Source organism: Nonlabens sp. SY33080 (genome assembly GCF_011784885.1).
In the GTDB taxonomy this organism is placed as follows: Bacteria; Bacteroidota; Bacteroidia; order Flavobacteriales; family Flavobacteriaceae; genus Nonlabens; species Nonlabens tegetincola.
In genome coordinates this window covers 1,737,338-1,763,100 of record NZ_CP050461.1, presented here as the reverse complement: position 1 = coordinate 1,763,100, position 25,763 = coordinate 1,737,338, and the positions used below count along the sequence as shown (strand labels likewise).

Here is a 25,763-nt window from a genome sequence, read left to right as displayed (position 1 = left end):
TTAAGAAAAAATTGAATTATTTATTTTTAGCCACTAAACACCACCGCAATGGAAGTTAAAAAATCAGAAAAGGCAGATTTACGTAAGAATATTACGTTGTATGCTCTTGCAGGACTGGCATTTATGCTTTTGCTAGCATGGCAAGGTTTGGAGTATGAGACAAAAACAGTCGAAATCGAGGAGCCGCCAGTTGAAATCGAAGAATTCGTAATTGAAGAAGAAATTCCAATTACACAAATGCTTGATACGCCACCACCGCCACCACCACCGCCACCAGCTCCAGAAATTCTGGAAGTTGTTGAGGATGATGTAGAAATTGAAGAGGTGGAAATTCAGGATACTGAAACCGATGAAGAAGAAGAAATTGTTGAGGTAGAAGAGGTTTCTGAAGAAGTAGGTGTAGAAGAAGTGATTGCCGATGTACCTTTTGCAATTATTGAAAACGTGCCTATTTATCCTGGTTGTGAGGATAAGAAAAATAATGCCGACCGTAAGAAATGTATGAGTGAGAAAATCACCAAGTTCGTTAACCGTAACTTTAATACAGGTCTTGCAAACGACTTAGGTCTTGAAGGTCGTCAAAAAATATCGGTACAGTTTAAAATCGATAGTAAAGGAAATATTGTAGGAGTTCAATCTCGTGCTAAGCATCCAGATTTACAGAAAGAAGCTGCTCGCGTAATTAATAAATTACCTAAAATGACTCCAGGTATGCAGCGTGGTAGAGCGGTAGGTGTTATTTATGCATTACCAATTATCTTCCAAGTTCAAGACTAGATAATTAAATAAATTTTTAAAAAAGCCCGACTTTCTACAAGTCGGGCTTTTTTATTATCAATAAAACAATGTTTTCATTAAAAGCTTATGGGTTTTATTTTGAATTAACGGTTTTTGGTACGACTCTTGATTTCTGTTCCTAATAACATTTTAAACCATTAATTATGAGTCTCTTTAAAAAAGATACCGATGCTGCAACATCGGTACTTTCTCGTATCGAGAGAAAGAAATCTATTAACACAAAAGTCAATCCCATTATTAATTTTCAAATAGGGCTGGTAGCAGCGCTATTGCTAGTTTGGATGGTTATTGAAACCACTACCGAAGAAACTAAGCCTGTTCCTGCAATCGTTGGTACTACGATCATAGATGTGTGGGAAGAAGATCATGATGTTTATCGAGTAATTCCAGATAATCCTGTCATTAAACAGCCTATTGCAAAACCTGTAAGAATCGAAACTCCTAACATTATAGAACCGAATAAATTAAAGGTGGTTGATAATAACGAACTTGTTCCTGAAAATGATGACAAAAAAAGGGAAGAAACGCCTGTTACAGAGCCTGCGGTTACGCCAGTTACATCTAGTAAGACAGAAGTAAAAAGCAAACCGACCACATCTACTACCAGCAGTCCTATAATAGCTGTTCAAGAAATGCCGCTTTTTCCTGGTTGTGATGAAGATATGTCAAGAGAGGAAAAGTATAACTGCATGAATGAAAAGATGAAACGATTCATTCAAAGAAATTTTGATACTAGTCTAGCCGAAGATTTATCAGGTCAAGGAGATAAATTTAAGATAGCAACTATGTTCACAATTGATGAAAACGGTAATCCAATTGATATCAAAGTACGTGCTCCTAATGATCGATTAGTAAAGGAAGCTAATAGAGTGATGGCCAAATTACCGCAAATGCAGCCTGGCAAAATCAATAATAAACCAGTTAGGGTGATTTATTCAATACCAATAACATTTTCAATTCAGCAATAAACATCAACCATTTATTGTGATCCCAGACCTGTTTTTTAATATGAGTCTGGGATTTTTTATTCGGTATTATTAAAGTGTATCTTTGAGCCTATAACTTGAATTTATGAGATCAATTCTCTCTTTAATTTTTATACTGTCTTCTATAACAGGTGTAGCTCAAACAAGTATAGAGAAATTCCCTATTTTTAGTAATTGTGAATCAGTTTTATCCAGTGAACTGTCAGGCTGTTTTTATGAGGAATTATACGTGCAGCTTCAAAATAATTATGATCACCCAAAAGATGTTAGCTCTAGTAGTGCGACTATTAGGTTTGAAGTAAATAAAGACGGTGAGTTTATTGTTATCACCTTAGACTCAAAAGAGCAAGATGTAAAAAATGAATTGAGAAAAGCTTTTAATTCATTGCCCAAAATTACGCCACCTAGCTACAACGGAAATTCCACGTTTATGCAATTTGTTATAAACACACCGGTTCCATTGGTGTCAGGTGGTTCCTTTGTTACGTTTGATGAAAAGCAAAATACTGCATCGCCAGCAAAGAATGATGTGGTCAATGACTTAGACAGTATCGCTTTCGCGAAAGCGAACAATGATTACCAAGTTATCAAATCAAATAAATACACCAATCAAGAATTACTCTCAAACGCAATAATTCCTTTTTCGTATCAGCGTTATGCACCATATGAGGCTGCTATGAACAAAATTGGTACTAATGCTCATAGTAGTATTAAACCTTATACTTTTAATCAAGTAGGAGCTTATTTTGATTTAGAAGCACAGCGCTCTAGTTTAACAGAAGAACGCACAACATGGTTAGGTCGCAAATGGTGGAATGAGCACTTTTTTAGAGTTGCAGGAGATGATTACTGGTTTGTAATAGATCCAGGAGTAGACCTACAGTTGGGTAAAGATTTTGACGCCGATATTAATACTTTTAATAATACAAGGCTTGCGATGGTAAACGGTGGTATCGGTAAGCAAATAACATTTGGAGCTACGATTCAAGAATCTCAAGGTCGATTTGCAGATTATTTCAATCGAGAAATCACGCTGCGAGCACCCGATGGCGGTAATCCAGGTATTGTGCCTGGTCGTGGTATTGCTGAAGATGGCGGTGAGAATATTTACGATTACCCAGTAGCAACAGGTTATATTAATTACAAACCTAGCAAGTATTTTGATTTACAATTAGGTCATGGGCAGCATTTTATAGGAGATGGATACAGATCTTTAATTTTAAGTGATAATTCAATGCCATTCCCTTACTTTAAAGTAAATGCAAATTTTTGGAAGCTCAACTACACTGTTCTTTACACCTCGCTAAGAGATGTGCGCAGTGAAGTAACTGCCGATGATAGTTTTCGTACTAAGTTTATGACTTTTCACTATTTAAGTTGGAATGCTACAAAGAGACTTAATATCGGATTGTTTGAAAGTGTGCTTTGGCAGGATGATAACCAAAGAGGATTTGATTTTAATTATATTAATCCTATCATTTTTTATCAAGCCATTGAATTACAAACAGGTTCACGAGGTGGAAATGCTCTAATAGGCGCAACTGCAAAATATAAATTCACCAATAGGGTTACGGGATATGGACAGCTTGTTTTTGATGAGTTTTCTAGTGATGCCGTGGCTGGTGGTGGTAGTTTTAAGAATAAAAGTGCCTTTCAATTAGGTGTAAAATGGCAAAATGCTTTTATTAACGGTTTAATGCTTCAAGCCGAGTATAATCGGGTAAGGCCTTTTACTTATAGTCATAATTCTATCGTTCTTAATTATGGTAATAGTAACCAAGCGCTTGCTCATCCATGGGGTGCAAACTTCTATGAGATGATTTTTATAGGCCGATATGACTATCAACGATGGTATGGGATCGGTAAAGCTATTTTAGGGGAACGTGGTTATGATATATTATCAAATAGCGACAATCTTGCTTATGGAGGAAATATATACACCAGTGAAGATAATCGCGCATTTGAAAACGGGAATGAAGTAGCTCAGGGTAATACCGCAAGCTATTTTTATGGGCAACTTGAAGCTGGATATTTAATCAATCCAGCCTCAAACTTAAAAGTATATGCACAGCTTATTTATCGTGATATTTCTCCTCAAGTAGATAACGTAATAGTGGTTGATCAATCCACAACCTGGTTTAACATAGGATTGCGCACAGATATAATGAACTGGTCTTACGATAGGTAAATAATAAAAAGCATCAGATTAACTTTTTTGATTTAAAAGCTTGTAAACCATAATAAAACATTATTTTTGCACTCGCTTTAAGCGATACGTCAGATAGTCTGACATACATAATATTCATTATTTCAAATAATTTTGGCATGTATTTAACTGCAGAAAAAAAAGCTGAAATCTTTTCAAAGTATGGAAAGTCAGTAAACGATACTGGTAACACTGATGCGCAAATCGCGTTATTCACTTACCGTATCAATCACTTAACAGAACACCTTAAGAAAAACCGTCACGATTTTAATACAGAGCGTAGCTTGGTTAAATTGGTAGGTAAGCGTCGTTCATTACTTGATTACCTTATGAAGAAGGATATCTTAAGATATCGTGAGCTTATTAAGGAATTAGGAATAAGAAAGTAAAAAATTGGGGACCTTGTGTCCCCTTTTTTTATTAGTATATTGCAGGTACGCTTTCGCGAAAGCGTCATAAATAAATAATCGCGAGACATAAAAGCTGGTTTCTCATAAAGAAAAATGACAAACACTTTCTCACCACACACAACTTGAGAAAACGTTAAATAAAATTTTATGAAACCACAAGTTTTTAAACAAGTGATAAAAATGGCCAATGGGCCAGATATCACCATTGAGACCGGTGCTCTTGCAAAACAGGCACACGGATCGGTTGTAGTGCGCTGCGGCGACGCTATGTTATTAGGTACTGTAGTATCTGGTTACTCTTCAACGGGAATGGATTTCCTACCTCTTACTGTAGATTTTAGAGAAAAATTTGCTGCGGCAGGTAAATACCCAGGCGGATTCTTTAAACGTGAAGCACGTCCTAATGACGGTGAGGTACTTACTATGAGATTAGTAGACCGTGTATTACGTCCACTATTTCCTAAGGACTACCACAATGAAGTGCAAGTGATGATTCAATTAATGTCACACGATAAAAACGTAATGCCTGATGCACTAGCAGGATTAGCTGCGAGTACTGCATTACAATTATCTGACATTCCTTTTGAATGCCCGATTTCTGAAGTGCGTGTAGGACGTATTGACGGCGAGTTTATCATAAACCCAAGTTTTGAACAACTAGAGGAAAGTGATCTTGACATGATGATAGGTGCGAGTGCCGATAGTGTGATGATGGTTGAAGGAGAAATGGATGAAATCTCTGAAGAAGAAATGATCGCAGCTATTAAAGCAGCACATGAAGCTATTAAGGAACAATGCGAGGCTCAAAAAGCATTAGTAGAACAAGTAGGTGGTAAGAAGGAAACTCGTGAGTATGAAGGCGAGGATGAAGATGCTGAAATCGAGGCTAAAGTAGCTGAGTTTACTTATGACAAGGTTTATGATATTGCCAAACAAGGTAGCGGTAAGCGAGAGCGTTCAACTGCCTTTGGTGAAATTAAAGAAGCCTTATTTGAAACTTTTGATGAAGAAACGGTAGAAGAAAAAGGAAAATTAATTTCTAAATATTTCAATAAAACCCACAAAAAAGCAGTACGCGATGTGTTGCTTAAGGAAGGTGTGCGTCTTGACGGTCGTAAAACTACTGATATTCGTGATATTTGGTGTGAGATAGACTACTTACCTTCTACACATGGTAGTGCGATTTTTACACGTGGTGAAACTCAAGCATTAGCAACTGTTACTTTAGGTACTTCTCGTGACGCAAATGTGATAGACATGGCATCTCAAGAAGGTGAAGAGCGTTTCTATTTACACTACAATTTCCCGCCATTCTCAACTGGTGAGGCTCGTCCACTACGTGGGACATCTCGTCGTGAGATAGGACACGGTAACCTTGCTCAACGTGCACTTAAAGGAATGATTCCAGAGGATTGTCCATATACTGTGCGTGTTGTAAGTGAAGTATTAGAATCTAATGGTTCTTCTTCCATGGCAACTGTTTGTGCTGGTACTATGGCAATTATGGATGCTGGTATTGAAATGAAAAAGCCGGTTTCTGGTATTGCGATGGGATTGATAAGTGATGGTGATGATTATGCAGTTTTATCTGATATTCTAGGTGATGAAGATCACTTAGGGGATATGGACTTTAAAGTAACAGGTACAGAAGATGGTATCACTGCTTGCCAGATGGATATTAAGATTAAAGGTCTTTCTTACGAGATCCTTACCAATGCTTTAATGCAAGCACGTGATGGTCGTATGCATATTTTAGGTAAACTTACCGATACGATTGCTACTCCAGCTGATGATGTGAAGCCACACGCTCCTAAGATGGAATCTATGGAGATAGAAGGAAAGTACATAGGTGCTGTTATCGGACCTGGTGGAAAGATTATCCAGGAAATGCAAAAGGAAACAGATACGGTTATCAATATTGAAGAGGTTGATGATAAGGGTGTTATCGAAATTGCCGGTACAGACCGCGATAAAATCAATGCTGCTATTGAGCGTATCAAAAACATCATCTTTGAACCTGAAGTAGGCTCGGTTTACGAGGTGAAAGTGGTTAAGATGCTTGAATTTGGTGCGGTAGTAGAATTTGCTCCTGGAAAGGAAACCTTATTACACGTAAGTGAATTTGATTACAAACGTATTGAAGATCCATCAACTGTTTTAAGTGTAGGAGATGTTCTAGATGTTAAGTATTTAGGAATAGACCCTAGAACTAAAAAACAAAAGGTATCTCGTAAAGCATTAATGCCTAAGCCAGAAGGTTGGGAAGAGCGTCCACGTCGCAGTAACAATAACGATAGGCGTAACAACGACCGCCGTAGCGGTGGTAGACGAGATGACCGTCGTGGTAACGACAGACGTCGCGATGACCGACCACGTCGTGATAATGACAACAACGAGAATAAATCTGAAGATTAATTCACAAGTTTATAATTTAAAAATGCCTCTTGAGAAATCGAGAGGCATTTTTTATAAAAATGAATATTAATTATAAGTTATTATTCTTTCTATTCTTTCTTACTGCTCTATAAACAAGGACAGCTACAATAACGATTACAGCGATTAGAAATAGCTGCCATGAAAAAAGTTTTAAATCCATAATTAACAATTTAAACTAATTGAATAACATACACTCTCTTTCCATACTGTACCGATACCTTGAAAAAACAGCAAATAGTCAACTGTTCCACAAACCGTAGCTGAACTACAATTCATATTCGATTCACCTTGTGTATATCCTAAACCAAATGTAAAGCCAGACCAATATCCACTAATACCTGAAATACAACCGTCACTAACAGAAACATCAAAATTCAAAGAAGCTAACCCAGATGATGCCGCCTGACCAGTGTATATTCCATTAGCACATCCTTCTGTTTGAACAGGACTGGGATTTTGAATTTGATTTAATTGTTCTTCAATAAAACTTCTCATTTCTTCTTCTGTTTCAAAATGAATTGTATTTTCTGGATCTATAGTTTCATCAACAATTAACTCAATTCCAAAATCTTCTTCAATACTTTCAATAGTTTCTATAGCACTTGAAGATTTTTCTAAGAAATTTTGCTCTTCTGAATTTGTTTCTAATACTTGCTCGTCATCACTACAAGAATTAAAGGTTAAACAAAAACTCACAAGGAGTAGTGGTAATAATTTAAAATGTTTTTTCATTATATATTAATAATTAATTATGCTTACTCATATCGCTTTTCGGCTTCCTCGTTTAAAGGGAATTTTGATTTGCAAATCTTCTCAAAGCAAAAAAAAAAAAATAGTTACAGGCAAGTGTTTAGCAGCATCTTAATAATATGTTTGCAACATTTTAACTTGCTGTATATCTTTTGTTAAAATGGTTTAAAATTTTATCTTTTTAAATTTAAACAGATTGTTTCTACATGAAAACAGCTATGTTAAAATTTTAGAGTGGTCATTACAAAATGATTTTATAGTGCTGTGCTTTCGCGAAAGCGAAATCAATACCCTAACTTTGCATAACCTTTAAAACTTAGTAATGTCCAAACGTATCGCCCCATCTATTCTAGCAGCAGATTTTGCAAACCTTCAACGTGATGTTGAAATGATTAATTCTAGTGACGCAGACTGGTTTCACATAGACATCATGGATGGTGTTTTTGTTCCTAATATTTCTTTTGGAATGCCCGTGCTACGTGATATCGTAAAGCACGCCACAAAAACTATAGATACACATTTGATGATCGTTGATCCAGACCGTTATGTGAAAACCTTTGCCGATTTAGGTTGTGATTACCTTACCGTTCATTATGAGGCGTGTACACACTTACACAGAACACTTCAACTTATAAAATCTCACGGTATGAAAGCTGGTGTAGCACTTAATCCACATACTAGTGTTCATTTACTTACAGATACCATTCAGGATATTGATATGGTTTGTTTGATGAGTGTGAATCCAGGTTTTGGAGGGCAAAGCTTTATTGAAAATACTTATGATAAAGTAACCCAGCTCAAAAAAATTATTGATGCTAAAGGTGCTAAAACCTTGATTGAAATCGATGGTGGCGTGACGGATAAAAACGCAAAGCAATTAATCGATGCTGGTGCCGATGTGTTAGTAGCTGGTAGCTATGTATTCAAAAGCGAAAATCCTACCCAAACTATCGCAGGTCTTAAGAAAATTATAGAGAAGTAATTTTTTTAAGATTACTCTGTAAATAGTCCTTGAAAGTAGCCATTATCTTTGTGCTATGGAAGAGGTATTGTATGATATAATTATTATTGGGGCAGGACCCATAGGTATTGCTTGTGCCTTAAAAGCAAAGAAAGCAGGATTATCTTATTTAGTTCTAGAAAAAGGACCGCTCGTAAACTCTTTGTATAATTATCCTGCTAACATGCAGTTTTTTTCAACTAGTGAAAAGCTTGAGATTGAAGAGATCCCGTTTATTTCAAAAGAAGCAAAACCTAGTAAGCAAGAAGCATTAGAATATTATAGAAGAATTGCTACCTCAAACCAACTGGACATTCATTTATTTGAAGAGGTCGTCGATGTTAAAAAGAAAGTTGATTTTGAAGTAATTACTTCAAGGAAAACCTATTTGTCAAGACAATTGATAATTGCAACTGGCTTTTTTGATATTCCTAATTTATTAAAAGTTCCAGGAGAAGAGCTTCCTAAGGTAACCCATTATTACAATGATCCTCACTTGTACGCTTTTCAAAATGTGGTGGTTATTGGTGCTAGTAATAGTGCGGTTGATGCAGCTCTTGAAATTTATAGAAAAGGAGGTAAGGTAACCATGCTAGTCCGAGGAGACTCCATAGGAGAACGAGTAAAGTATTGGGTTAAACCTGATATAGAAAATAGGATCAAAGAAGGAGCTATAACTGTTTTTTACAATTCTGAAGTTGAAAAAATCACACCGAATTTGGTGTTTTTCAAACATAACGGAGTTATAAAAAGTATAGAAAATGATTTTGTTGTTGCTCTAACGGGTTATCTGCCCAATTTTAGTTTCTTAAAAAGCCTGGGTGTTGAACTTACAGGAAAATATTTAATACCTAGCTACGATCCTAAAACAATGGAAACTAATGTAGCTGGTATATACCTCGCTGGTGTTATTTGCGGCGGAAAGGAAACACATAAGTGGTTCATAGAGAATAGTAGGGTTCATGCAGAAATGATTATTTCTGATATAATGGAAAAAGGTTAAAACCTAATAAAGAATTTCTAAACTGGAATATGTCAAAATTCTTTACTGTTTATTAAGAATTATTTAAACAGGAATTGTGGTTGCCCAACTTTTAAATAACAGTACTTTTGCAAAAAATTTGAATAAATCGAGATGGAATTTTTAACAGCTTTTGATTTTAAAGAGACGTTTACTGCAGCAATGATTTTATTTGCTGTAATAGATATAATTGGTAGTATTCCGATTATTGTTGATTTGCGTCGCAAGGTGGGACATGTTCAAAGTGAAAAGGCGAGTATAGTAGCTGGTATCTTAATGATCGTTTTTATGTTTGTAGGAGAGAGCATGCTTAATCTTATTGGAATTGATGTAAATTCATTTGCTGTTGCAGGTGCTTTCATTATTTTCTTTATTGCATTAGAGATGATATTAGGAATACAGCTGTATAAAGATGATGCTCCTGAAACAGCAGCAATTATTCCTATAGCCTTTCCTCTCATTGCCGGTGCTGGTACTTTAACATCTGTTCTGTCTTTGAGATCGGAATACAGTGGGATTAATATTATCGTAGCAATTGTATTGAATATTGCTTTTGTTTATCTAGTGCTGAAGAATTCTGGAAGAATTGAAAAGGTTATAGGAAAACAAGGTATCAACGTAGTACGTAAAATTTTTGGAGTTATATTATTAGCGATAGCTGTGAAGCTTTTTGCGACCAATATAAAAGAACTATTTATTTAAAATATCATGAAGCTATTCTGTAAAATAATGATGATCATCGCTGGTGCAAGCGCTTTATTTAATGTGTTTAAATTAGATTTTAACCAGCCATTTAATGGAGATAGTCAAATTGCCGTAATAAGTATTATCGCAGCTTTATGTGTAGTAGTACTTATGTGGATAATGCTTACTTCTCTTAAAATTAAAGAAAAAAGTAAGGCCTAATTTGACTTTGCGTGTAATTGTAAAACCTTTTTAATCATATTATCTTCCTGATTAATCAGTTTTACCTTAAGCTGAGTTCCAAAAAGCTGTTCGGCAATAGAGCTTTTTATGATCAAATAAATTTCATTCCTATATCCAGGTAATTTTATACTGGTATTATAAAGTTGAGCAAACTGTATGAAATTCTCCATGACAGGTTCAGGAACTTCATACTCTTCCAAAAACTCTTGTTTGGATAGGTTGAACAAATAGGCGCCGTCTTCTTGTAAGTACATATTTGTAAAACGATCGGCAAAACCAGTTCTAGCAAAATAATCTAAGGTCTGAAGAATGTATCCATCTGGACTAGGAACAAAAACGTCTGGAACAATACCGCCGCCACCATAAACGACTTTGCCTCCTGGAGTAATTCTTTTCAATGAATCGTTCACTTCAATATTTGATTCATCGATTAACTCACCATTTTGGTATCTATTAATGTATTCATTAAAATAGGCTTCTTTACCCATATCATAAGGTCGTTGAATACTACGTCCAGTAGGAGTATAATAACGAGCCACTGTTAACCGTACAGAGCTGCCGTCACCTAACTTCATTTCCTGTTGAACTAGACCTTTACCAAAACTTCTACGACCTACAATAATACCAATATCATTATCTTGTAAGGCACCTGCAACAATTTCACTTGCGCTAGCACTATTTTCATTGATAAGGATGTAGACCTCTCTATCTTCAAAATCACCATCGTCAGTGGCATAACTGTCAATTCGTTTATTATTGCGATCTTTTTGAAACAAAATGAGTTTATCTTCTTGTAAAAACTCATCGGCTATGTGAGTCGCCGCAGTAAGTATTCCTCCAGGATTGTCTCTTAAATCTAAAACTAAGGATGTTGCACCAGCTTTTTTTACTGTTTCGATAGCTTGATCAAATTCCTCTATTGTATTTTCAGCAAAACGATTGACTTTAATATAGCCTAAATCTGAGCTTAACATATAAGCGGCATCTACACTACGTAGCGCAACTTTACCTCTAGTCACTGGAATTTGAAGTAATTCCTGATCTCCTGGTCGCAATACTCCTAGTGTTATCCTTGTACCGTCTTTTCCCTTAAGAATACTGGAATCTGTACCATTTTCTCCATATAATTTGCGTCCATCGGCGGTAAGAATTTTATCACCGCTTCGTATTCCAGCCTCATCACTAGGTCCATCTTTAAAGACTTGAGTTACAGATATCGTGTCGTTGTTCACAAAAAATTTGATTCCAATCCCTACAAAATCACCTCTCATATCGTTGTGTACAGCCTCTGCACGGTCACTAGGTATATAAACTGAATGTGGATCTAGATTTTGCATGATACCCAGTACCGTAGCATCAACAATACTATCTGTATCGATATCGTCCACATACTTATTTTCTATTAAATCAATTAATCGATTTAATTTTTGCCTGGATGAATTGTTACTTGCTAGATACCTGCCATTAGTAACATCATTAATATAATGCCCTAATAAAATTCCAGCAGCAAAAAACACTCCTAGGAAAATGGGTAAGTACAAGTACGTTTTTTTCATTAAGTTAATTCAGTGATTCGTTCTACTGTAACGCCAGCACGCTCCAAAAATTTTACTCCGCTTTGATCTTTATAAGCTTCTATAAACACTACACGTTTTATACCACTTTGATGAATTAGCTTGCTGCAATCTTTACAAGGTGACATGGTAATATAAAGTGTTGCACCTTGACAACTTTGTGTTGATGCTGCTACTTTTAGAATAGCGTTAGCCTCTGCATGTAAAACATACCATTTTGTATATCCTTCTTCATCCTCACAAAAATTCTCAAAACCACTAGGCGTTCCATTATATCCGTCGCTTATAATCATGCGATCTTTCACTATAAGAGCTCCTACTTGTCGTCTTTTGCAATAGGATAATTTGGCCCATTCCTGTGCCATTTTCAAATAAGCAACGTCGTATTTGTGCTGTTTGTTAGTGTTATTCATGCAAACTTGATTAGACAGGCTTTGTTAATAGGTTTACGCTTTCGCGAAAGCGATAAAATGTTAAGGTTTATTGCAAAAAACATGATCGGCTTACCACATCCATCTTTCAAGAAGCATCGGAATTACAATACCGAAAATAATGGCGCTTATAATTTGCACCCAATCCTTTTTACTAAACCTAAATAGACCAGTAAATATAAAGTTTAAAATCAATACGATAAGCACTATCACTAATTGAGCTAGCTCAATTCCTAGAGCAAACTCTAATAACATGAGAAAATCATTATCTGCTCCAGCTGCTAGCATTTTGTATTCACCTGCAAAACCAAAACCATGTACTAATCCAAAAAATAAAGTAATTATTATGGTAACCCAATGTGCCTGGTCTCTATGTCTTTTACCAGCGGTAAAGATGTTGTATAAAGCTGCGATAGCGATGGTAACTGGGATAAGAAATTCTATATAGGCAGATTTTACACTCACGCCACCATATGCTACTAGGAATAGAGATAGAGTATGTCCTATTGTAAATGCGGTTACCAACCAGAGTAATTTTTTCCAGCTATTGAATAAATAAGGAACTGCTAATAAGGTTATGAATAAAATATGATCATAAGCGCGTAGATCTAGAACATGTTCAAAACCTTCTGTAACATATAGTATAAAATCGTTCATAATTATTTTTGGGGATTTGGTCAAAAATAAAATCTAATTATAAAAAAGTAGACAGTTTGCTGTAAAATTCTAAGTAGGAATTATCATTCGTGTGTAATTTTATTTTCTTATCTTTTGACTACTCTAAACAGCCATGCCATTTTGCTAGAACAAGTTAAAATATCTCGTGCTATTTTAAGCCTTTTAATCGGTGTGTTATCGTGTGTTCTTTGTAATAGTCAAGAGCTTGATAGCATTTATGAGGTTAAGACGACCTATACCCCTTATCAATTAGATTCTATTTTAAGTAGGTCTACCGATTATTTCAAAACGGGTCAATATAAAAAGTCTTTTGAACTCAATCAATTTGCCTTACGACATGCGTTGCATGCAAAAGATCTAGATGCTATAAGCCGTAGCTATAATTATCTAGGGTTTGATTACTTGCAATTAAGAGATACTGTGCGTGCTACCGAAAATTTCAAAAAGTCGGCTCAATATTCTAAACAGTTAAATAACGATGGTGCTACTGCCGATTCCTATGTGGATCTAGCTAATGTTTATTCTCTACAAATGAAAACATTAGAAATGGCCGAAGATTATTATAAACAAGCTATTGAAATTTATGAACGCATAGGTGATATAAATGGCTTGGAATATGCTATGTATAACTACGCGGATTACTTGATTGATGTTGAACGATGGGATGATTTTAGCAAGATCGTATTGCAATTTGAGGATAAAGAGATTTTCCCTGAAGGTGTTTCTGATGACTATAAAGCATTAGTTAAAAATTTTATTGGTATTCATTACTGTAAAAATGGAAAGACTAGTGAAGCAGAAAAATACTTTCTGGAAGGTATTAAGATAACAGAAGGGCAAAACAATTCATCTGAAAAGGAAATGCTCCTTCAATCTTATTCTGTTTGTTTATTAGAAAATAATAAACTTCAACAGGCTGCCATTATTCAAGATCAGTATATTGAAACATTAAAAACAAATCAGACTAATTTCATAGAACAAGAAACAGCAAAGCTGGCGCAAAAATATAAGGTAGAGGAATACCAGCGTGAACTAGATAAAACTCGATTACAAAAACAACTGCAGGAAGAACAAATAAAAAATAGAACCATACTTAACTATGTTCTTTTCGGTCTTGTAGCGGTTGCTCTTTTGATAATTTTAATTCTAGCAAGTAATTTTTATAAGCGTAAAAGAATAATTAAACAGCTTAGAAAGAAAAACCACGCCTATCTAATCGAAAAGAAAAAGGCAGAAGATCTAGCTGAAGTTAAAAATAACTTTTTCTCAACTGTGAGTCATGAATTACGTACACCGCTTTACGGAGTAATAGGTTTAAGTTCGATCCTGTCTGAAAATAATAAAGATGCATCGCTCTCTAGTGATTTAGAGTCTTTAAAGTTTTCTGCTGATTATCTTCTAGCTTTGGTGAACAACGTTCTAGAAATTAATAGAATAGACCATAATAAAATTGAAAATGAAGAAACGGTCTTTTCAATCCGTGATTTGGTAGAGAAGATTATTAAAACCTTTGAATATTTAAAACGACAAAATAACAACACTCTAAATTCTATCATACCTGACAACTTACCTCATCGAGTAAAAGGTAACCCTACACGATTATCCCAAATATTAATGAACCTACTGGGAAATGCTAATAAGTTTACTGAAAATGGAAGTATTGTTGTTGAGTTAGAATCAATGAGAAATAATGGAGTAGCTCACATAACTTTTAAAGTTAAAGATAGCGGTACAGGTATATCAAAAGAAAGGCAACAAGAAATTTTTGAAGAGTTTAAACAAGGTGATGCTCATAGTAATCTTTATCAAGGTACTGGTTTAGGATTACCTATAGTGAAGCGACTGCTAGATCTTTCAGGTAGTGAAATCAAATTAAACAGTGTTGAAGGAAAAGGGTCTACATTTTACTTTTCTCTTGATTTTGAAATTGCTACTTCAAGCATTCATGAAGGAAGCACAACACCTATCGTGCTTGAAAATGTATTGAAAGGACTTAATATCCTAGTTGCCGAGGACAATAAAATCAATCAAATGGTAACTAGGAAAATTCTAGAAAAGGTTGGTGTACAATGTTCTGTAGTTGAAAATGGAGCTTTGGCAATTGATTTTTATAAAAACAATCCTGTAGACCTAATTTTAATGGATGTTAATATGCCTGTTATGGATGGTATAACAGCAACCCAAAATATTAGAAAAATTAGTGACGTGCCTATAATAGCTTTGACAGCTGTTGAAATTGAAGAAGCTCGTGAGCGTATTTATTCCTCTGGGATGAATGATATAATCATAAAGCCATATGATATAAAGGAGTTGAAAAATAAGATAGCAACTACAATAATAAGTTATCGTAGTTCAAAATAGACGACCTTTGCTTTCCTTCTAAATTATCAAGAATAAAAAAATTGGGTTACAAAAAGACAAAGAAAAACAAAGCTATCGATAAAGGGGTAACAGCCAAAAAGCATCTAGGACAACACTTTCTTAAAGATGAAACAGTGGCTATTAGAATAGCTGATGTCTTGAGCTACAATGGATATGATGAGGTGCTCGAAATTGGTCCTGGAACAGGTGTACTTACCAAACATGTTATAAGAAAGGGTATAAAGGTAACAGCCTTAGAATTGGATAGTGAGTCAGTAGTTTATCTTAAACATAGTTTTAGACTAGAACATCCCAAAGTTGTCAATGAAGATAACTTTGCTGTAATTGAGGCCGATTTCTTAAAAAAGGATTTAAATGAAATTTACGGTAATAAGCCCTTTGCTATCGTTGGTAATTTTCCTTACAACATAAGTACTCAAATTGTTTTTAAAGCTATTGAAAATAGAGATCAAGTCATAGAATTTGGTGGAATGTTTCAAAAGGAAGTAGCAGAACGTGTGTGTGCTCAACACGGCTCTAAAACATATGGTATTTTATCCGTATTATCGCAAGCCTATTATCATGCGCAGTATTTATTTACCGTAGGTAGTGAGGTATTTAATCCACCACCAAAAGTTCAAAGTGGTGTTTTAATCTTGACACGTAAAGATGATTATGATCGTTTACCATGCTCTTATAGCACCTTAAGAAGAGTGGTAAAACTCGCTTTTCAACAACGCCGTAAAACATTGCGTAATACATTAAAATCATTGCAATTACCTGATGAAATTCGTGAACAAGAAATTTTTAGTCTTAGACCAGAGCAAATTTCTGTTCAACAATTCATAGAACTGGCTACAAAGATTGAGCAATTGTCAAACAACAAGTAAAAGGGTCTTGTAATCCTCAATCTCATTAAGGTATATTTGCATTATAAGCCTCATTATTATGCAATTTACAATTAGCACCGAGTTTTTGGATAAGATACGTTCACTCATCGAACAAGACCATAAAGATGAGTTGCGTGCGCTGTTAAGTGAGTTGCACTTTGCCGATGTGGCAGAGATTATTGACGAACTCAATCTAGATGAGGCCGTATTTATCATAAAACTTCTTGACTCTGAGAAAACTTCTGAGGCTCTTATGGAACTCGATGAGGACCAACGAGAGCGCATCATCAATGCCCTTTCACCTAAAGAAATCGCCGGTGAACTTGAAGAAATGGATACCGATGACGCTGCAGATATTCTTAGCGAGCTTTCTGAAGAAGTAGCACAAGAGGTTATCAATGAGATCGAGGATGAACAACATGCTGAGGATATCGTAGAGTTACTGCGCTACGATGAAAATAGTGCAGGTGGACTTATGGCAAAGGAGCTCATTAAGGTTAATGAAAACTGGAGCGTGACAGGCTGTTTAAGTGAAATGCGTGCACAAGGTGAGAATGTTACTAGAGTTCATAGTATTTATGTTGTCGATAATGCCAATAAATTAAAGGGAAGATTATCTCTTAAAGATTTGATTACCGCACCAGATAATGCCCCTATAAAAGATGTGTATATACCAAAAGTTGATTTTGTCAATGTACACACAACAGGTGAAGAGGTCGCACGATTAATGCGTAAATATGATTTAGAAGCTATACCCGTGGTTGATGAACTTAACCGTTTAGTAGGTCGTATTACCATTGACGATATTGTAGACTTTATTACAGAAGAGGCTGAAAAGGATTACCAGTTAGCCAGTGGTATATCACAAGATGTAGAGGCAAACGATAGTATTTGGGATTTGACCAAAGCACGATTACCATGGTTAGTACTAGGATTAATGGGTGGAATAGGAGCCGCTGCAATCATGGAAGGCTTTGAGGCAGATCTGGAAAATAATGCAGTACTCTACTTTTTTACACCGCTTATAGCCGCCATGGCTGGTAATGTAGGTGTTCAATCCAGCGCGATTATCGTACAAGGTATCGCAAATGACGATTTAAAAGGAAGTATAGGTAACCGTTTGATAAAAGAAGTGCTTCTAGCAATGCTTAATGGTTTTATTTTGGCTATTTTGTTATTAGCTTATACCATAGCTACACAGCAAAGTATTTTAACCTGTATCGCAATTTCAGTATCTTTATTTTCAGTGATAATAGTCGCTGGTTTAGTAGGGACATTTGTACCGCTAGCCTTACACAAAAAAGGAATTGACCCAGCGATAGCAACAGGACCATTTATAACCACTAGTAACGATATTTTTGGAATATTAATCTATTTTATGATTGCCAAAGCTATTATCGGGATATAATAGAAGTGTAATTATTACGCTTTCGCGAAAGCGTAATCACCATCTAGCAATTAGAAATATGAAAGCAGCAAGTGCCAAAGAAATAAGGGATGAGCTCAAATCCAGGTCTGAGGATGATTTGAGACAAGTCATTCAACGCCTTGCCAGATTTAAAAAAGAAAATAAAGAGCTACTTACCTACATTCTTTTTGAAGCAGACTATGAGCAGGGATACGTTGACAGGATTAAAGCGTATATCGATGAAAAGGTACTAGAAGTAAACACGTCAAATCTTTATTACGGTAAAAAGAACATACGCAAGCTACTCAAAGAAGTAAAAAAATTCATTAGATATTCTGGAAATAAAGAAACCGAGGTTCAATTACTGATCCATTTTGTATACGCACTTAGAGAGAATGTTCCTAAAGTTTTTAATTCAAAAGTGATAAGAGATTTAGTGGCTAGGCAAATAACCTTAATTAAGGTGCGTATTTCTACACTTCATGAAGATTTACAATTCGATTATGAGCAAGAGCTTAATATGATCGAACTTTAGTTTTAGCAAAGTTTTTTATGCTTAATTGCGGTATTGCTTTATACTTGTAGTGATGAAGGAACAAAACGCAGCATTACTTATTTTTACTCGTAATCCAGAATTGGGAAAAGGTAAGCGCAGACTAGCAGCTACAATTGGAGATCAAGCTACTCTAGAAATTTATAAGTTTTTACTCAACCATACCAAAACTATTACAGAACCATTGAAAGTGGTCAAACAAGTCTGGTATTCTGAAAAAATTCATGAAAACGACATTTGGCCTGATGATGTGTTTAAAAAGCATGTACAGGTAAAGGGTGATTTGGGAATAAAGATGAGTGCAGTTTTTGAAAAGGCTCTCAAAGAGTACGATCGAGTTGTGATTATAGGCAGTGATTTGTACGATCTGTCTTCTCAAGACCTTAATCTAGCCTTTGAAACACTTAATACTCATGATGCTGTAATAGGACCAGCCACTGATGGTGGATATTACTTATTGGGTTTTAATAAAAATATCCCAAAAGGAATTTTTGAAGACAAGCAATGGGGAACTGGTACAGTTTATGAAGACACCATCAGGGATCTTAAGAAATTAAATTATGCTACCTTAGAACCGCGTAATGATGTCGATTATTACGAGGATATAAAAGATGTTCAAGCATTTCAACCATTTTTAAAAAATATAGATGTTAAGTAAGAAACAATTAGAAAATTCAGTTAAGTATCTAGAAGAACTAGGATTTGACAAGCCTGAAGTAGGAATTGTGTTAGGAACTGGTCTAGGTCAATTAGTTGATAAAATTGAACAACCCGTTGTTGCTCATTATAATAACATACCGTCATTTCCTTTAGCTACTGTTGAGTTTCATACAGGAAAACTGATATACGGTACAATGGGAGGAAAAAAAGTCGTTGTTATGCAAGGACGTTTTCATTTGTATGAAGGTTATGATTTTATGGATATCACCTATCCGATAAGAGTAATGAATGAGCTAGGAATTAAAAACTTACTGATATCAAATGCTGCCGGTGCTGTAAATCTTAATATGAAAAAGGGTGACATGATGTTAATTGATGATCATATCAATTTACAAGGTGGCAGCCCATTGGCATTTAAAAATGTAGGAGAGTTTGGTGAGCGATTTGTAGATATGAGTGCACCTTATGATAAACAGATGTGCGCTAAGATTAAAGATATCGCTAGTAGTAAGAAAATAACTTTACATACTGGTGTTTATGCCAGTGTGGTCGGACCACAATTAGAAACTAGAGCAGAATATCGTATGCTCAAAATTCTAGGTGCCGATGCCGTAGGAATGAGTACGGTCCCAGAAGTTATCGTTGCAAATCATTTAGGACTACCTGTTGTTGCAGTATCTGTTCTTACAGATGAATGCGATCCAGATAACCTACGGCCAATCAATGTTCCAGAAATTATAGAAGTGGCAGGAAAAACGGAGCCTAAAATGGTAGAGCTTTTCAAGAGCTTAATTGAATCGTTGTAAAGTTCAAAAAAGGTTTGTGACATTATTGTGAACTCATTTTCATTACTTGCGTTAAAAATTTGAAGTCATGAAATATATATTAATACACTTGTTTTTTCTTTTAGGTACTTGTAATGTGAGTAATGACCTTTTAGTACAAGAATTTGAATCTCGTCAATCGGTTTCACCTGTAGATCATTCGGTATTTGATAACTTGTTACGCACCTATGTGAATCAAGAAGGATTTGTAGATTATAAGGGTTGGAAAAAGGATAAGATTAAACTAGACGAATATTTAGTTTATCTAGGTAATCACAAGCCTAGTTCAAGTTGGGATAGGAAGAGCACCTTGGCTTACTATATCAATTTATACAATGCGGCAGCAGTGCAATTGATTTTGGAAAATAATATGCCGGAAAGTATTAAGGATATAGGAGGCACTTTTAATTCGGTGTGGAATAAGGAATATATCTCGATTAAAGGGGAAAAGTATTCACTTAATGATATTGAAAAAGGTATACTTTTAAAAATGGGCGATCCACGGGTACATTTTGCCATAAACTGCGCTAGTTATTCTTGTCCCAAATTACAAAATCGCGCTTTTACTAAAGATAATTTGGAAGAATTGATGGAAAAAGGAGCTCGTGAATTTATTAACTCATCAAAAAATGACATTTCAAGAGATAAGGTCTCTTTAAGCAAAATTTTTAAATGGTATAAAGAAGATTTTACTTCAAAAGAATTAGGTCTGATTGATTACCTCAACAAATACAGTACGGTAAAGATTAATAAAAATGCTTCCATAGATTATAAGGATTACAATTGGAAGCTTAATAAACAATAGTATATAATGATAAGTATAATTGTTCCAGTATTGAATGAAGAAAAGGGAATAATTTCACTTCTTGAATATTTGGAACAATCTTCAAGCGATTCTAGACAGCTTGAAATATTGATTGTAGACGGCGGCAGTACTGATAGAACTCCAGTATTAATTGAAGAGTACCGACTATCGACTAATTGTTTTAAAGCAGTAACCTTGTTGCATTCAAAAAAGGGTCGAAGTAAACAAATGGATCATGGAGCGCAGCATGCACAAGGTTCCATCCTTTACTTCCTTCATGCAGATTCTTATCCACCTGTAAAATTTGACCAATTAATTATTGACGCAGTAAATAGAAATCAAAAAGCGGGATGTTTTAGAATGAAGTTTGATAATCCCAATTGGTGGTTGTTCCTTATGGGTTGGTTTACAAGGTTTTCTTGGAAAGTGTCTCGCGGTGGTGACCAGTCTCAATTTATATGCAATAAGATGTACACTAAAATTGGTGGTTATGACACAAGTTTACCAATTTACGAGGACTACGATCTTATCAATAAGCTATATGCTATAAACTGTTATACGGTTTTACCACAAGTTCTTACTACTAGTTCTAGACGGTATAAGGATGTAGGTATCTTTAAATTGCAATGGTATTACTTGAATATCTATTACCGCAAGTGGCGAGGTGATAGCATCCAGCAATTGCACGAATATTATCTAAAATATTGTGACTAGTTCTTTGTAAGCTCATGGAACAAAGTCTCAAGATCTCGATTAAGCTTATTCAAGGATAGAATTTTTAATCCATTATCATGTGCAAAATCAAAAACTGCGCTGCGCATGTCTTCATGGGTGTAAAAGCTTAGCAAGTATTTGAATCCTGAAAGTTCTTTTACTTCTCGTACTTTTTTAATCTCAGAAAGTAGCTCCACTTCTACGCGGTAGTCAAATTCCACTTCAATTTCTTGATTCGAGTCACCTTTCAAGTTTTTCAGTAAATCATCGGCAACTATATTGCCTTTATTGATGATGATTACACGGTCACACATGGCTTCAACTTCTTGCATGATATGAGTAGAAAGAAGAATAGTAGTAGTCTTACCAACCTTACGTATCAATTCTCTTATTTCTACTAATTGATTGGGATCAAGACCAGTAGTAGGTTCATCTAGTATTAATACCTTAGGTTTATGTAACAAGGCATGAGCGAGTCCTACACGTTGCTTATATCCTTTAGAAAGCTCTTTTATTTTTTTACCTGCATGAGTGGTCAAACCTGTTTCCTTGATCACCTCGTCTATTCGTTCTTTTGCATTCTTCACCTTATAAACATCTGCGGTAAATTTCAAATATTCACGCACATACATATCAGGGTACAAGGGATTATGCTCAGGTAAATATCCTATAGAGCTTTGAACTTGTCTCGCTGCGGTCTTCACATCATGATCGTTAACTAATACCTCACCATCGTCCGCATTTAGATAAGTGGTGATTATACGCATCATGGTAGATTTACCAGCGCCATTAGGTCCTAGAAACCCAACTATTTCGCCTGATTTAATCGTAAAACTTACTTGGTTTAGTGCTTTTTGCGTACCGTAATGTTTAGTAACTTTTCTTACTTCTATTGACATAAGGTAAAGATAAAGAAAGAACGTTATTACGCTTTCGCGAAAGCATTATATTTTTTATTCACCTAGTTATCAAGGTTAATTTTTTCTCATTTTTAAATATTTACTTGATTTTTAATAATTCTGTATTACTTTTACCATCAATTATGAACAACAATCATTTCTGGTACGGATATTACTTTTACCCAAAAGGGTAACAGGACCGTGTGGAAATAATCTAATATATCTAAGTCCTGACCCTTTTAAGTCAGGACTTTTTTTATTGGGTCATTTTTCAATCAGATTAACTTTTTAAAACTTCACTCAAGTAAGTGAAATAAGAATATAGAAATTATCATGCTAGTTGCAGCAAATAGATTAAATAATGTCAAAGAATACTACTTCTCTCAAAAATTAAAAGAAGTTCGAGAACTTGTAGCATCTGGCAAGCCTGTTATAAATGCAGGAATTGGTAGCCCAGATTTATTGCCGCCGCAAGAGGTTGTTAACACCATCAGTCAGGCTGTTAAAGAACCTTATGCAAATAAATATCAGAGTTATTTAGGTCTTCCCGAATTAAGATCTGCTATGGCTCAATTTTATGAAAGCCACTATGGAGTGTGTGTGAATCCCGACGGTCAAATATTACCACTCATGGGTAGCAAGGAAGGAATTATGCACATCTCCTTGGCTTTCTTAAATTCTGGTGATCAGGTTCTTGTACCTGATCCTGGTTACCCAACTTACTCTGCGGTTGCGCAGTTGTGTGAGGCTCAGGCAATACCATACACTCTAAAAAAAGAGTGTGGTTATCAACCAGAATTTGACCAATTAGAAAAATTAGATCTATCAAAGGTAAAAATTATGTGGGTAAACTATCCACACATGCCTACAGGAGCTAGGGCTACTCGTGATGTTTTTGAAAAATTGATTGCTTTTGGTAAAAGACATAACATACTCATTGTAAATGATAACCCATACAGTCTTATAGGATATGAACGACCATTGAGTATAATGAAAATTGAAGGTGTTTCCAATGGTATTATCGAGCTTAATTCATTAAGCAAATCTTTCAATATGGCAGGATGGCGAGTAGGAATGATGATAGCGAGTAAGGAGTTAATAAATCAGGTTCTAAAGGTCAAAACCAATATGGATAGCGGTATGTTTTACGGTATTCAACAAGGTGCAATTACCGCGCTTAGAACTTCGAAATATTGGTTGCAAGAGCAAAATCATACTTATGCATCCAGAAGAGTTTTGATGGAAGAATTTGCTAGATCTCTAGATTGCAGGCCTATTAATAAAGAAGGTGGTATGTTTTTATGGTGTGCATTGCCACAAGGTAAAAAGGATTCATTGTCTTTTGTGGATGAGGTTCTCGCTAGATATGATGTGTTTATTGCACCTGGAGATATTTTTGGTAATGAAGGTAAAGGACATGTTCGTTTTTCACTTTGTGTTCCCGAGGATCAAATAAAAACAATGTTGAATCGCACACTAATGACCGTATGATTAATAAAATAGCAGTGATAGGCGTCGGGTTAATAGGTGGTTCGATAGTGAGGGATTGTAAGAAAAAATGGCCTAATATAGAATGTACAGGGATTGATATTAATCCAAAGAATATAAGCAAGGCTGTTGAGCTAGGTTGGGTTGATAAACAAGGATCTATCAACGACTTGCAAAACATGGATGTGGTGATAATCTCCATACCTGTAAATGCAATAGAAAATGAGCTTAAGGATATTCTAGATCGTATATCGCCAAATACCTTGGTAATGGATACGGGTTCTACAAAAAATGCCATTTGTAAATCAGTAGAAAATCATAAAAACAGACATCAATTTCTAGCAGCCCATCCTATTGCAGGAACCGAGTATTCGGGTCCAGATGCGGCTTTAGAAGGTCTCTTTATAGACAAAACAATGATTGTTTGTGAAATTGAGAAAACACAATTTAAATTACAAAATAGAGCAAAAGAAATTTTTGAAACTTTAAAGTGTAAAGTGCGTTACATGACACCACTAGCACACGATAAGCATATCGCTTATGTTTCACATCTTTCCCATATCTCCAGCTTCATGCTGGGTAAAACAGTTATGCAGGAAGAGGAAAGTGAACGAGATATTTTTGATCTAGCAGGTAGTGGTTTTGAAAGTACTGTAAGACTAGCAAAAAGTTCGCCAGCTATGTGGACAGCTATTTTTTCTCAAAACAAAGAGCACGTTATAGCTAGTTTAGATAGGTATGTAGAAAATTTATCACGCTTTCGCGAAAGCATAATCAACAACGACACTACTACCATGTATAAAGAGTTAGAGTCGACAAATAGAATAAAAAATATATTAGAAGGAATAAAAAATGGAGAATAAGAAAGAATTTAAAAGTTGGTTAGAAGGCCATAACTTACCGCATCCACTAGTGATTGCAGGACCATGTAGTGCCGAAACTGAAGAGCAAGTTTTGAAAATTGCTCATGAATTAAAAGATAGTGATGTGACCTATTACCGCGCCGGTATATGGAAGCCGCGCACAAGACCTGGGAATTTTGAAGGAGTAGGAGCAATAGGTCTTAAATGGTTACAACGAGTAAAAGAAGAAACAGGACTATTAACCGCAACCGAAGTAGCTAATCGCAATCACGTGGAACTAGCACTAGAACACGATATTGATATGCTTTGGATAGGAGCCCGATCAACAGTGAGTCCATTTATAGTGCAAGAAATTGCCGATGCTCTAGAAGGTACAGATAAAGTAGTACTTATTAAAAATCCGGTCAATCCAGATTTAGCATTATGGATAGGAGCAGTTGAGCGTATTCACAATGCAGGTATCAATAAATTGGGAGTGATTCATAGAGGATTTTCTACCTATGACAAATCTAAATATAGAAATAATCCAGAATGGCAAATCGCAGTAGATTTTCAAACTAGGTTTCCAGATATACCTTTAATTAATGACCCTTCTCATATTACAGGTAAACGAGATATGATATTTGATGTATCACAGACTGCGCTTGATTTGAATTTTGATGGTTTGATGATTGAAACGCATCACACGCCAGATAAGGCATGGAGCGATGCGGCCCAACAAGTTACTCCAGATACCCTAAAACAAATCTTTAAAGATTTGAGAATAAGAAAAACAAGCGATGACGAAGCAGTGTACAAACAAGAACTTAATCAGTTAAGAGCTCAAATCGATGTTGTCGATCAAGACTTAATTGAAACTATGGGTAGACGTATGAAAATAGCCGACTCTATAGGTGCTCTTAAAAAGGAACGTAACGTAGCAATTCTTCAATCAAAAAGGTGGAACGAGATCTTAGGAAGAATGATCTTACTAGGTGAAGAACAAGGCTTGAGTGAAGAATTCATTCTTAAGGTATTCAAAGCTGTACATCAAGAATCAATTGCACATCAAGAGAAAGTGATTAAAGCAGAATAAATAAGC

The 25,763-nt window shown here is 35.4% G+C and carries 25 protein-coding genes; 20 read left to right on the top strand and 5 right to left on the bottom strand.

Going from position 1 to position 25,763, the window contains the following annotated elements; translation table 11 throughout:
* Positions 1-48: 48 nt before the first annotated feature.
* The 5 genes from HCN53_RS07930 (at position 49) to HCN53_RS07910 (ending at position 6,815) form a co-directional block, all read left to right on the top strand.
* Positions 49-777 (top strand): energy transducer TonB, encoded by a 729-nt coding sequence (locus HCN53_RS07930; protein WP_060523704.1) that lies wholly within the window; start codon positions 49-51, stop codon positions 775-777.
* A 164-nt stretch (positions 778-941) separates the two neighbouring features.
* The gene (locus tag HCN53_RS07925; RefSeq protein WP_167342627.1) at positions 942-1,766 is read left to right on the top strand and encodes an energy transducer TonB; all 825 of its coding nucleotides are present in this window, start codon (positions 942-944) and stop codon (positions 1,764-1,766) included.
* A 103-nt stretch (positions 1,767-1,869) separates the two neighbouring features.
* On the top strand, positions 1,870-3,972 hold the full coding sequence (locus HCN53_RS07920; protein WP_206063920.1) for a hypothetical protein: 2,103 nt from the start codon (positions 1,870-1,872) through the stop codon (positions 3,970-3,972).
* 137 nt (positions 3,973-4,109) lie between these two features.
* The gene (rpsO, locus tag HCN53_RS07915) at positions 4,110-4,379 is read left to right on the top strand and encodes a 30S ribosomal protein S15 (protein ID WP_042279545.1); all 270 of its coding nucleotides are present in this window, start codon (positions 4,110-4,112) and stop codon (positions 4,377-4,379) included.
* A 168-nt stretch (positions 4,380-4,547) separates the two neighbouring features.
* Complete coding sequence (locus HCN53_RS07910) at positions 4,548-6,815, top strand: polyribonucleotide nucleotidyltransferase (protein WP_105018027.1); 2,268 nt, start codon at positions 4,548-4,550, stop codon at positions 6,813-6,815.
* A gap of 183 nt (positions 6,816-6,998) precedes the next feature.
* Here the strand turns inward: HCN53_RS07910 and HCN53_RS07905 are convergent, their stop codons facing one another.
* Complete coding sequence (locus tag HCN53_RS07905; protein WP_167342626.1) at positions 6,999-7,568, bottom strand: hypothetical protein; 570 nt, start codon at positions 7,566-7,568, stop codon at positions 6,999-7,001.
* Between the two features lie 340 nt (positions 7,569-7,908).
* Between HCN53_RS07905 and rpe the strand changes: the two genes are divergently transcribed.
* The 4 genes from rpe to HCN53_RS07885 all read left to right on the top strand — a co-directional run bounded on the left by rpe (position 7,909) and on the right by HCN53_RS07885 (position 10,513).
* A complete protein-coding gene (gene rpe / locus HCN53_RS07900; protein ID WP_167342625.1) occupies positions 7,909-8,568 on the top strand; it encodes a ribulose-phosphate 3-epimerase in 660 nt (219 codons plus the stop codon).
* Positions 8,569-8,623: 55 nt separating this feature from the next.
* Positions 8,624-9,589, top strand: coding sequence for a YpdA family putative bacillithiol disulfide reductase (locus tag HCN53_RS07895; RefSeq protein ID WP_167342624.1), 966 nt, complete (start codon positions 8,624-8,626; stop codon positions 9,587-9,589).
* A gap of 132 nt (positions 9,590-9,721) precedes the next feature.
* Complete coding sequence (locus tag HCN53_RS07890) at positions 9,722-10,309, top strand: MarC family protein (RefSeq protein WP_042279549.1); 588 nt, start codon at positions 9,722-9,724, stop codon at positions 10,307-10,309.
* A gap of 6 nt (positions 10,310-10,315) precedes the next feature.
* On the top strand, positions 10,316-10,513 hold the full coding sequence (locus tag HCN53_RS07885; RefSeq protein WP_060523720.1) for a hypothetical protein: 198 nt from the start codon (positions 10,316-10,318) through the stop codon (positions 10,511-10,513).
* Here HCN53_RS07885 and HCN53_RS07880 read toward each other — a convergent pair.
* The 3 genes from HCN53_RS07880 to HCN53_RS07870 form a co-directional block, all read right to left on the bottom strand.
* On the bottom strand, positions 10,510-12,090 hold the full coding sequence (locus HCN53_RS07880; RefSeq protein WP_167342623.1) for a S41 family peptidase: 1,581 nt from the start codon (positions 12,088-12,090) through the stop codon (positions 10,510-10,512). The genes HCN53_RS07885 and HCN53_RS07880 overlap by 4 nt on opposite strands.
* Positions 12,090-12,521 carry a deoxycytidylate deaminase gene (locus HCN53_RS07875; protein WP_042279552.1) on the bottom strand — a complete coding sequence of 144 codons (432 nt, stop codon included), beginning with the start codon at positions 12,519-12,521 and terminating at the stop codon, positions 12,090-12,092. Before HCN53_RS07875 ends, HCN53_RS07880 begins: the two co-directional genes overlap by 1 nt.
* Positions 12,522-12,611: 90 nt before the next feature.
* The gene (locus HCN53_RS07870; RefSeq protein ID WP_167342622.1) at positions 12,612-13,196 is read right to left on the bottom strand and encodes a HupE/UreJ family protein; all 585 of its coding nucleotides are present in this window, start codon (positions 13,194-13,196) and stop codon (positions 12,612-12,614) included.
* A 114-nt stretch (positions 13,197-13,310) separates the two neighbouring features.
* Here HCN53_RS07870 and HCN53_RS07865 point away from each other — a divergent pair, with 114 nt between their 5' ends.
* The 8 genes from HCN53_RS07865 (at position 13,311) to HCN53_RS07830 (ending at position 21,432) form a co-directional block, all read left to right on the top strand.
* Complete coding sequence (locus HCN53_RS07865) at positions 13,311-15,578, top strand: response regulator (RefSeq protein ID WP_167342621.1); 2,268 nt, start codon at positions 13,311-13,313, stop codon at positions 15,576-15,578.
* A 41-nt stretch (positions 15,579-15,619) separates the two neighbouring features.
* The gene (rsmA, locus tag HCN53_RS07860; protein WP_105018033.1) at positions 15,620-16,468 is read left to right on the top strand and encodes a 16S rRNA (adenine(1518)-N(6)/adenine(1519)-N(6))-dimethyltransferase RsmA; all 849 of its coding nucleotides are present in this window, start codon (positions 15,620-15,622) and stop codon (positions 16,466-16,468) included.
* A 58-nt stretch (positions 16,469-16,526) separates the two neighbouring features.
* Positions 16,527-17,876 carry a magnesium transporter gene (gene mgtE, locus HCN53_RS07855; RefSeq protein ID WP_060523728.1) on the top strand — a complete coding sequence of 450 codons (1,350 nt, stop codon included), beginning with the start codon at positions 16,527-16,529 and terminating at the stop codon, positions 17,874-17,876.
* A complete protein-coding gene (locus HCN53_RS07850) occupies positions 17,851-18,411 on the top strand; it encodes a hypothetical protein (protein ID WP_317043036.1) in 561 nt (186 codons plus the stop codon). Before mgtE ends, HCN53_RS07850 begins: the two co-directional genes overlap by 26 nt.
* A 52-nt stretch (positions 18,412-18,463) precedes the next feature.
* On the top strand, positions 18,464-19,087 hold the full coding sequence (locus HCN53_RS07845; RefSeq protein ID WP_167342620.1) for a TIGR04282 family arsenosugar biosynthesis glycosyltransferase: 624 nt from the start codon (positions 18,464-18,466) through the stop codon (positions 19,085-19,087).
* Positions 19,077-19,895: a purine-nucleoside phosphorylase gene (locus tag HCN53_RS07840; protein WP_167342619.1), complete on the top strand. Its 819-nt coding sequence runs from the start codon at positions 19,077-19,079 to the stop codon at positions 19,893-19,895. Before HCN53_RS07845 ends, HCN53_RS07840 begins: the two co-directional genes overlap by 11 nt.
* 67 nt (positions 19,896-19,962) lie before the next feature.
* Positions 19,963-20,718, top strand: coding sequence for a DUF547 domain-containing protein (locus tag HCN53_RS07835; RefSeq protein WP_167342618.1), 756 nt, complete (start codon positions 19,963-19,965; stop codon positions 20,716-20,718).
* Positions 20,719-20,724: 6 nt separating this feature from the next.
* Positions 20,725-21,432 (top strand): TIGR04283 family arsenosugar biosynthesis glycosyltransferase, encoded by a 708-nt coding sequence (locus tag HCN53_RS07830; RefSeq protein WP_167342617.1) that lies wholly within the window; start codon positions 20,725-20,727, stop codon positions 21,430-21,432.
* Here the strand turns inward: HCN53_RS07830 and gldA are convergent.
* Positions 21,429-22,331: a gliding motility-associated ABC transporter ATP-binding subunit GldA gene (gldA, locus tag HCN53_RS07825; RefSeq protein ID WP_167342616.1), complete on the bottom strand. Its 903-nt coding sequence runs from the start codon at positions 22,329-22,331 to the stop codon at positions 21,429-21,431. The two genes, HCN53_RS07830 and gldA, sit on opposite strands and share 4 nt — an antisense overlap.
* A gap of 333 nt (positions 22,332-22,664) precedes the next feature.
* Here gldA and HCN53_RS07820 point away from each other — a divergent pair, with 333 nt between their 5' ends.
* Genes HCN53_RS07820 through HCN53_RS07810 form a run of 3 tightly spaced genes read left to right on the top strand, consistent with a single transcriptional unit; the run spans position 22,665 to position 25,757 of the window.
* Complete coding sequence (locus tag HCN53_RS07820; RefSeq protein WP_167342615.1) at positions 22,665-23,822, top strand: pyridoxal phosphate-dependent aminotransferase; 1,158 nt, start codon at positions 22,665-22,667, stop codon at positions 23,820-23,822.
* The gene (locus HCN53_RS07815; protein ID WP_206063919.1) at positions 23,819-24,682 is read left to right on the top strand and encodes a prephenate dehydrogenase; all 864 of its coding nucleotides are present in this window, start codon (positions 23,819-23,821) and stop codon (positions 24,680-24,682) included. The genes HCN53_RS07820 and HCN53_RS07815 overlap by 4 nt, the downstream gene beginning before the upstream one ends.
* Positions 24,672-25,757, top strand: coding sequence for a bifunctional 3-deoxy-7-phosphoheptulonate synthase/chorismate mutase type II (locus HCN53_RS07810; protein WP_085775297.1), 1,086 nt, complete (start codon positions 24,672-24,674; stop codon positions 25,755-25,757). Before HCN53_RS07815 ends, HCN53_RS07810 begins: the two co-directional genes overlap by 11 nt.
* The last annotated feature ends 6 nt before the right edge of the window (positions 25,758-25,763 follow it).